The sequence below is a fragment of the Variovorax sp. KK3 genome, assembly GCF_001984055.1.
Taxonomy (GTDB): Bacteria; Pseudomonadota; Gammaproteobacteria; order Burkholderiales; family Burkholderiaceae_C; genus Variovorax.
The window spans coordinates 1-8,909 of sequence record NZ_LYVO01000144.1; the positions used below are offsets into that span (position 1 = coordinate 1).

At 70.3% G+C, this 8,909-nt stretch carries 5 protein-coding genes; 2 read left to right on the forward strand and 3 right to left on the reverse strand.

The window, feature by feature from the left end; all coding sequences use genetic code 11:
• Positions 1-5,588 (forward strand): autotransporter outer membrane beta-barrel domain-containing protein (locus B0W80_RS33310; protein WP_077003421.1); only part of this gene is annotated, 5,588 nt, incomplete at its 5' end.
• A gap of 118 nt (positions 5,589-5,706) precedes the next feature.
• Positions 5,707-6,039: a hypothetical protein gene (locus B0W80_RS33315; protein ID WP_077003422.1), complete on the forward strand. Its 333-nt coding sequence runs from the start codon at positions 5,707-5,709 to the stop codon at positions 6,037-6,039.
• Between the two features lie 161 nt (positions 6,040-6,200).
• On the opposite strand, the gene B0W80_RS33320 is transcribed toward B0W80_RS33315, so the two are convergent.
• From B0W80_RS33320 to B0W80_RS33330, 3 genes are all read right to left on the reverse strand, one after another.
• Positions 6,201-7,490 (reverse strand): MFS transporter, encoded by a 1,290-nt coding sequence (locus B0W80_RS33320; RefSeq protein WP_077003423.1) that lies wholly within the window; start codon positions 7,488-7,490, stop codon positions 6,201-6,203.
• A 280-nt stretch (positions 7,491-7,770) separates the two neighbouring features.
• Positions 7,771-7,983, reverse strand: a complete 213-nt coding sequence (locus tag B0W80_RS33325) for a DUF1127 domain-containing protein (protein ID WP_077003424.1) — start codon at positions 7,981-7,983, stop codon at positions 7,771-7,773.
• Positions 7,980-8,909: hypothetical protein (locus B0W80_RS33330; RefSeq protein ID WP_077003425.1), on the reverse strand; the 930-nt coding region annotated here is incomplete at its 5' end. The genes B0W80_RS33325 and B0W80_RS33330, both read right to left, overlap by 4 nt.

Here is an 8,909-nt window from a genome sequence, read left to right on the forward strand (position 1 = left end):
CCGGCGGCAACGGCGGCGTCGGCGGCACCAACCAGTGGGCCAATTCCGTGGCCGCCAGCGGCAACGGCGGCAACGGTGGCATCGGCGGTCCCGCCAGCGTGACCGTGGGAGACGGCTCTACCACGGGCTCCGTCGTCGTGAACGGGTCGGGCGCCTCCGCCATCGGCGTGTCGGCCATCAGCCTCGGCGGGTCGGGAGGCGCCGCATCGCTCGCGACCTCGGGCGGCTACGCCAAAGGCGGCATGGGCGGCACGGGCGGTGACGCCGGCAGCGCCACCGTCACGGTCCGGAGCAACGGCAGCGTGAGCACGCAGGGCGCCGACACACCGGCGACGTCGACCAGCATCCTGCCCGGCGTGCTCGTGCGTTCCAACGGCGGCGCGGGCGGAGCGGGCGGCGATGCGGGCGCAGGCATCGGCAGTGCCGCGGGCAGCGCCGGCACGGGCGGCACAGGCGGCACGGCGACGGCCAGGATCGACGGCACCGTCGGCACCACCGGCAGCTTCGCCTACGGCGTGCTCGCGCAGAGCGTGGGCGGCCAGGGCGCGAGCGGCGGTGATGCCTACAGCGTGTTCGGCTCTTACGGCGGCGCGGCGACGAACGCCGGCAAGGGCGGTCCGGCCTACCTGATGGGGCAGGGCGGCACCGTCACCACCACCGGCACCGGCGCGATGGGCATGGTGGCCCAGAGCATCGGCGGCGGTGGCGGCTCGGGCGGCAACGCGACCACGATCGGCGGTGGCGGCGCGATCGGCGGCAACGGCGGCGGCGGTGGCGACGGGCAGGGCGTCACGGTCGGCCTGCTGTCGACCGACGGCCAATCCGGCACGCTGAACAGCACCATCATCACGCGCGGCGATTCGGCCACCGCGCTGGTGGCGCAGAGCGTCGGCGGCGCGGGCGGCAACGGCGGCAACTCGGTGTCGCTGAGCGTTCTGTTCCCGTCGATCTCGATCGGCGGCGACGGCAAGAGCGGCGGCACGGGTGGCACGGTGAACGTGCAGAACGATGGACTCATCACCACGCAGGGCCAGCAGTCGGGCGGCATCGCCGCGCAGAGCGTGGGCGGTGGCGGCGGCAACGGCGGCTCGGGCGTCGGCATCAGCGCCGGCGTTCAGATCTCGACGGCCTTCGTGCTCGGCGGTGCCGGTGCCACGGGCGGGACCGGCGGCGTGGTCAACCTCACCAACGACAACCAGGTGTCGACCTACGGCGCCGACGCGTACGGGCTCAAGGCCCAGAGCATCAGCGGCGGCGGCGGCCAGGGCGGCACGGCGCTGGCCACCGCCATCGCCCTGGGCGGCGATCCGGAACTGCCGACGGTCTCGGTCAGCATCGCGCTCGGCGGCAAGGGCGGTGCCGGCGGCGACCAGAGCAACAGCCCGGTCACCGTGACGAACAACGGCCTCGTCACCACCGCGGGCGACGGCGCCATCGGCGTGCTCGCACAGAACATCGCAGGCGGCGGCGGCAACGGCGGCGACTCGACCGCGTCGTCGTATTCGAATGGCGGCGACGGCGCCACCAACGTGAGCGCCAGCGCATCGGTGGGCGGCAGCGGCGGTGGCGGCGGCACGGCCGGCGCCGTGACGGTGAACAACAACGCGCTGATCGTGACGCGCGGCGCCGATGCCTACGGCGTGATGGCGCAGAGCATCGCGGGCGGCGGCGGCACGGGCGGCACCGGCGATTCGTCGGCCTCCGCGGCCGCCGGTGAAAGCAGCTATTCGGGATCGATCACGGTGGGCGGCGGCGGCAAGCAAGGCGGCCAGGGCGGCACCGTCACCGTCAACAACGGGCTGAACGGTGCCCCGGGCAACATCGCCACCGCGGGCGACGGCGCGAACGCCATCTTCGCGCAGAGCGTGGGCGGCGGTGGCGGTGCCTCGGGCGGCGGCACGTCCAAGGCCAACGGCAACACGCTGAAGGCCGGCGTCACCGTGGGCGGCAACGCCGGAAGCGGCGGCAACGGCGGCGCCGTCACGGTGACCAACCAGGGCAGCCTGCTCACGCAGGGCGCGGATGCCGATGCGGTGTTCGCGCAGAGCGTGGGCGGTGGCGGCGGCAAGGCGGGCAAGGGCACGTCGACGAGCGGCGGTGCGCAGAAGCCGGGCGACCTGGTGAATCAGATGAGCACGACGATTGCCAACGGCCTCAACCTGAACCCGCAGCACGTCACCCAGGTGGCCGACGGCGTCTACAAGGTCGGCGACGACGTGTGGAAGGGCATCGGCAAGATCTCGGACCTGCAGACCGTGCTCGGCGGCGGCAGTTCAGTGTCGGCCCTCCGCGACAGCGACGACGGCGACGGCACGGCGACCACGCTGACCTTGAACGCCACCATCGGCGGCCAGGGCGGCTCCGGCGGCGCGGGCAGTACGGTGACGGTGACGAACAACGGTGCGATCCAGACCGGCGGCGCCAAGTCGGACGGCATCTTCGCGCAGAGCGTCGGCGGCGGTGGCGGCGTCGGCGGTGCGAGCAGCTTCTCGGCCAGTTCGACCTCCGGTGGCGACGGCAGTACCAACGGCAGCCTCACCGTCGGCGGCAGCGGCACCGGTGGAGGCGGCGGCAACGCGGTGACCGTCACGAACACGGCGGCGGTCACCACCGGCGGGGTGACGGCCTATGGCATCAGCGCACAAAGCATCGGTGGCGGCGGCGGCAAGGGCGGCGCGACCGCGGCCTCGAGCGGTGCCTTGAAGGACTTCAAGGTCACGGTCGGTGGCTCGGGCGGCATGGGCGGCGATGGCGGCACCGTGTCGGTGACCAACGACGGCGTGGTGACGACCGGCGAACGCCAGGCCATCGGCGTGCTCGCGCAGAGCATCGGCGGCGGCGGCGGCACGGCGCACCTGTTGTCGAGCGACGTGAGCGTCAATGCCTCGGGCGACACCCCGCAGGTCAGCCTGACCCTCGGTGGCAGCGGCGGCGCCGCGGGCACCGGCGACACCGTGACCGTGAACCTCGGCCAGAACGCGACCGGTGCGGTCCACACGACGGGCGCAGGCGCCATCGGCATCCTGGCGCAGAGCATCGGCGGCGGCGGCGGCTTGATCGTCACCACCAGCGCGCAGGCCGATGCCAAGGGCGGCGGCAACGGCGGCGGCATCCTCGATGGCACGCCGATTCCCGTTTCGATCGGCGGCGCGAACGGCTCCAGCGGCAGCGCGAACACCGTGACGGTCACGCTCGGGGCGAGCTCGGCAGGGGCCAGCTCGGGCGTCACCGCCGACGGTGTCGGCGCACCGGCCGTGGTGGCGCAGAGCATCGGCGGCGGCGGCGGGCTCTTCGCCGGTGCCACGCCGAGCACCGAACTCGCGAAGCTCTACCCGTCCACCAACCAGGTCGGCAACGGAGGGGCCGTCAACGTCACGCTTCAGAACAGCGGCTGGATCTACACCGGCAACACCGGCTCGGTCGGCGTGCTGGCCCAGAGCATCGGCGGTGGTGGCGGCCTCATCGGCGGCCTGCAGAACGTGAACATCGCCAGCGCGATCCAGAACACCGCGAGCGTGCAGAACGGCCAGGGCGGCGACGTGACGGTGCAGCTCCAGAGCGGCGGCAACATCTGGACCGCGGGCGCCCGCGCGCACGGCATCGTGGCGCAGTCGCTGGGCGGTGGCGGCGGCATGGTGGCGGGCGCTCCCACCACGTCCACCGCCCCCACGCCGACCGGCTACGTCTACGCCGGCGCGACGGCGTACAAGTGCGACGCCACCTGCACCGGCAACGTGGCCGTCAGCATGGGCGGCGGAACGCTCGTGCGCACCGAAGGCGATGGCGCCTACGGCATCGTCATGCAGAGCCGGGGCAACGGCACCAACAACGCGACCCTCACGCTGGCTTCGGGTGCCACGGTGCAGATGTGGAACAAGTCCGCAGGCGGCGTGTACGTGGACGCCGCCGGCACCACCACCGTCGACAACGGCGGAACCATCACGAGCGTGGGCGGCAGCATCGCCAACCCGAACGCCGTGGCGATCACCAACGTGCACGGCACCGCGCAGGTCGAGAACGCGGGCCTGATCCAGGGCAGCATCGATCTCACGAGCGGCGGCGTGCACAACACGGCCTCGGGCCAGCTCCACGCCGGGCCCCTGCTGGCGGTGGACCAGGTCCGCAACGAGGGCACGCTCGAGGTCGGCATTCCGGGCGCGCCGGGTGCCGGCACGCTGCTGCGCGGAAATCTGGTGCAGGGCTCGACCGGCCGCATCGTGATCGACAGCGACTCGCTGGCCGGCACCGCCGATCGGCTGACCGTCGCAGGCGATGCGACCCTCGCCGGGCAGATCGCGCTCAGGCCCGCAAGCCTCACGCGCGACACCGTGCGGGTGCTGGACGTGCAGGGCCAGCTCGACGGTTCCCAGCTGCAGGGTTCGAAGCCCTTGCTCGTGAGCTACGCGGTGAGCACCGCCGCCACGTCATCGAGCAACGGAGGGGCGCAGCAATCGATCTACGTGACGCCGCAGGCCACCTTCTCCAACGCGGCGACCGGCCTCGGCCGCAATGCGCAGGCGGTGGCCGCGCACCTGCAGGCGAACTTCGACGCGGGCTCGCAGGGGCTCGCGCCGGCCTTCGCGCAACTGGTCAACGGCATCCAGGACGCACCGACCTACCGCGCCGCGCTGGCCGGCCTGGGCAACGAGTCCCAGCAGGCCGTCGGTACCGCACGCCTGGCCGCGAGCCATGCCTTCGTCGAGCGCATGAACAGCTGCCCGTCCTTCGACGCACCGAAGGACTTCACGACGAAGGAGCGCGAATGCCTGTGGGGCCGCGCCATCGACAACCGGGTGGACGCCGGCGGCACCGATCGCGCCAACTACGTGGCCGACACGCAGTCGCTGCAGTTCGGCGGCCAGCGCCGCATCGCCGACGGCTGGTTCCTGGGCGGCAGCGTCGCTTTCGACGACAGCAGCTTCCGCGGCGCGCAGAACACCGGCTTCGTGAGCGGCCGCGGCACGACGCTCGGCGTGGTGCTCAAGCACGAGATGGGCCCGTGGACCTTCTCGGGTGCGGCCGACTTCAACCAGGGCTCTTACGACACCACGCGCAACATCGCGTTCCCAGGCTACGCCGGGCAGGCGCGGGGCGCGTTCACCGCCCGCTCGGCGGGGCTGCACGGCCGTGTCGCGTACACGATCCCGCAGGACGGCTGGTACCTGAAGCCCTACCTCGACCTGCATGCGGTGCGCATTCGCACCGGCGGCTACACCGAGCAGGGCGCGGGCGCGTTCGACCTGGTGGTGGGCCACGAAAGCGACACCATGCTGTCGGCTTCACCGATGCTCGAAGTCGGCGGCCGCTGGGACCTCGACAACGGCATGGTCCTGCGGCCTTACGTCGCCCTGGGTGCCGTCGTGCACAACAAGAACGCCTGGGGTGCAGGCAGCCAGATGATCGGCTCCGTCGCGGGCGTCAGCCCCTTCGTCGCCACCTCCGAGGCGCCGACGCGGCTCGGCAAGCTGAATCTGGGCGTGGACATCGACCTGTCGAAGAGCATGCAGCTGCGCGTGGAGTACGGCGGGCAGTTCGGCAGCAGCTACCGGTCGCACGAAGGCGTGCTGCGCATGAACTACAAGTTCTGACGGGTTCTTGCTGGCGATTGCGCCTACAGCGCCTTTGCAGAATGGCTCACACGGCGGCGTCCGTTGGAACAACACATTCACCTGCCCGTGGTTCGCGGGCGCTCAACAAGGACATCTCATGAACGACTTCCCCAAATCCACGGACCAGGTTGCAGACGAGGCCAAGCAAGTCGGCCAGGACGCCGTCGACAAGGCCAAAGGCATTGCTTCCGACGCCAGGCAAGTGGTGGACGACGCCGTCGACACGGGCCGCGCCTACGCACAAGAAGCCGTCAACGAGGCAGGCAAGAAGATCCGCGGCGTCAAGGCGCAGGCGAATCAGACAGCGGACTACCTGACCCATGCGATTCAACAGGATCCCGTGAAGGCCGTGCTGATCACGGCGGTGATCAGCTCGTTGCTGACCGCTCTCGTGGTGTCCGCGGTGCGGAACGACGGTCGCTACCTGTAGACCTGCGGATCTTCGACCCCGAGCACCGCAGACTGACCGAGCTGGGCCTGAAGCCGGGCCCCATCGAGCCGGCGAAGGATTTCTTCATCATGCGGATCGACGATCCCGACGGCAACCTCGTCGTCATGGCCAGCGCCAAGCGCGGCTGATACCGCGATTCGTCAGGGAGACGAGGCCGCTGTGCGGGGTGTGCTCGAGGGTGGGCGCCGCCCGACGCGCCACCAAAGCGTGAACGCGATGCCCATGTTCAGCAGGTTCCACGCAATGCCGGCGATGAAGGCCGAGTGGTAGCTGCCGGTGAGGTCGAAGACCTTGCCGGACATCCAGCCACCCAGGGCCATTCCGAGCATGGTGAACATCAGCACCGTGCCGACGCGCGCGCCGACCTCTGCCGGCGGAAAGTACTCCCGAACGATGATCGCGTAAGAGGGCACGATGCCGCCCTGGAACAAGCCGAACAGCGCCGACACCACGAACAGCGGCACCAGCCCGTCCACGGGCAGGAACAGCAGCAGTGCCAGGCCTTGGAGCGCCGAACCCAGCATCAGCGTGCGCAGGCCGCCGATGCGGTCGCAGATGAAGCCCGAGACGACACGGCTGACGATGCCGCAGGCCAGCATCAGGGACAGCATCTGGGCGCCGCGCGCCGCGCCGAAGCCGAGGTCGGTGCAGTAGGCCACGATGTGCACCTGAGGCATCGCCATCGCGACGCAGCAGGCGGTGCTGGCCACGCACAGCAGCGCCTGCGCCGTGCCCAGGCTGAAGCCGAACGGACGCAGGGACGCGCTCACGGCCGAGGTGGCTTCGGCCGCTGCCGGTCGCGCGGCAGCAGCGACAGCCGGCGGCCGTGCACGCATCAAGAGCGCGAGGCTGAACATGGTCACACCGCAGAAGATGCCCATGCCGAGGTAGGCCTGCCGCCAACCGGCCGTGTCGACGAAGTGCTGCACGATCGGCGGCCAGATCGCGCCTGCGATGTAGTTGCCGCTGGCGCAGATGCCCACCGCGATGCCGCGCCGGCGCTCGAACCACAGCGACGTGTCGGCCACCAGCGGCGCGAACGCGGCTGCGCTGCCCAGCATCCCGACGAGCACCGCCTGCGCCACGATGAAAGTCGCGATGCCGGTGGCCATGCTGCATGCGACGTAGCCGAGTCCCAGTGCGATGGAACCGCCGAGCAGCGGCCACATGATGCCGAAGCGATCCGCCAGCCGCCCCATCAGCATGCCGCCCGCTGCGAATCCGATCATCAACAGCGTGTACGGCAGCGACGCCTGGGCGCGGTCGATGCCAAACTCGGCCTGCACGGCCGGAATGACGACGGCGACCACGTACATGCCGCTGCTGCCGATCGTCATGATCAGCAGCGTCAGCAACAGCCGCCACATCGCGTAGCGCGAATCGGGTTGATGCGACGCAGGGGCCGTGCCTGGCTTGCGGGTCAAGGCCATGGCGTGGCTTCGGAGAACGACGTGTTTCCACCGAAGGGAAGGTACGCGTCTTGGCGCCGGCATGCGTGCCGATGGAAAGGCAGTGCCGCCGTTTCGCCTCTGGCCAAAAGACGCGTGCAATCGCGCTCGTTGTTCATGATGTCTCCGCATGCCGGCCTGGTGCGGCATCGCGACGGACTATACAAGCTGGACCCCACGCGCAAGAGCGGGCCCGGGCACGGCGGCTCGGGTCTGCCTTGCGCACTTTCCGTGCCGGGCATCGGCATATTCCGGCTCGGCACTATTTCGCCAGTTGCCGCCGCGTGGTCGGCCGGACCGCCTGCGCATCCACACGAAAGGAATGGATGTCCGACCGGCTGATGCCGAGGTCGCGCAGAGACGACTCGTCGAGCTGCGCGAACGCCCTGCGGTCCGCCACCATCACGCGCCAGCGCTTCCACGACCGCGCGCCCGCACGCCAGGCCATCAGCATGAAGCAGTAGAGCGTGCTCATGTCGCACCGCCTTCCTGCAGCGGCGCCAGCGCCGCCATGACGCGATCGGCCTGTGCCGGCGTGATCATCCCGGTGAGCAATTGCAGGAAGTGCGGGTGCTGCGCGCCGGACAGGATGTACTGCCAGCGGTAGGCCGCCAGCATCGTGTCGTGGATCTGTTGCGTCTCATGCGCGTCGAGCACGCCGGCCTGCGGCTTGTTGGCGAAGAAGTAGGCGACGTCGGCCTTGGCCTGGATCTGCAGCAGGCCGTCGATGCCGGCGATCAGCTCGATGAGGTCGGTCACCGCCTGGTCGCGGGCTTCGGGCGTGATGCGGGCGTCTTCGCGCAGCCATTCGAGCTCGTCGAGCACGGCGTGCTGCGATTCCTCTTTCCAGTGGAAGAGGAACACGTCCTTGTAGAGCGCCGACACTTCCGGCCCGGTGCCGATGCTCCAGCGGTAGTGAACTTGCGTGAAGAGTTCGATGTGGCACGTCAGCGCGAGCACCGCCCAGGTCGATTTGCCGAGAACGAACTGCGCGACCATGTTGGGTTCGGGTCCGAACAGGTAGCCCGCCGGCATGCACCTGGCGGTCAGGGCCTCGATGCGGCGGAACAACTCCTGGTGCTTGAGTTCCTCGTCGGTGAAGCGCACGAGCGCTTCCAGTGCGACCTGGTCGCCGAGCCAATGGTCGCGGCTCAGCTCCAGCATCTTGGCGCCTATGAAGCGTTCGACCAGGCCGAACATGTTGGCGTAGGTGCGGCCCTGGATCTGGCTCAGGAAGCGGCGCTCACCGGGGCTGATGATCGACTTGAGCCGGTCGAGGTACGACAGCCCGTCGGGCAGAAAGGTCTCGTGGCGCGCGAACTCGCGATGGCGGATCACGTCGCGGTCGATGTCCCAGCGCAGGCGCTTCGAGTTCTCGATGCAGCGGGCGTAGCGGGGGGC

Excerpts from the sequence above, each read along its gene's own strand:
- B0W80_RS33315 (WP_077003422.1), top strand. The coding sequence starts at position 5,707 with ATGAACGACTTCCCCAAATCCACGGACCAGGTTGCAGACGAGGCCAAG.
- B0W80_RS33320 (WP_077003423.1), bottom strand. The coding sequence starts at position 7,490 with ATGGCCTTGACCCGCAAGCCAGGCACGGCCCCTGCGTCGCATCAACCC.
- B0W80_RS33325 (WP_077003424.1), bottom strand. The coding sequence starts at position 7,983 with ATGAGCACGCTCTACTGCTTCATGCTGATGGCCTGGCGTGCGGGCGCG.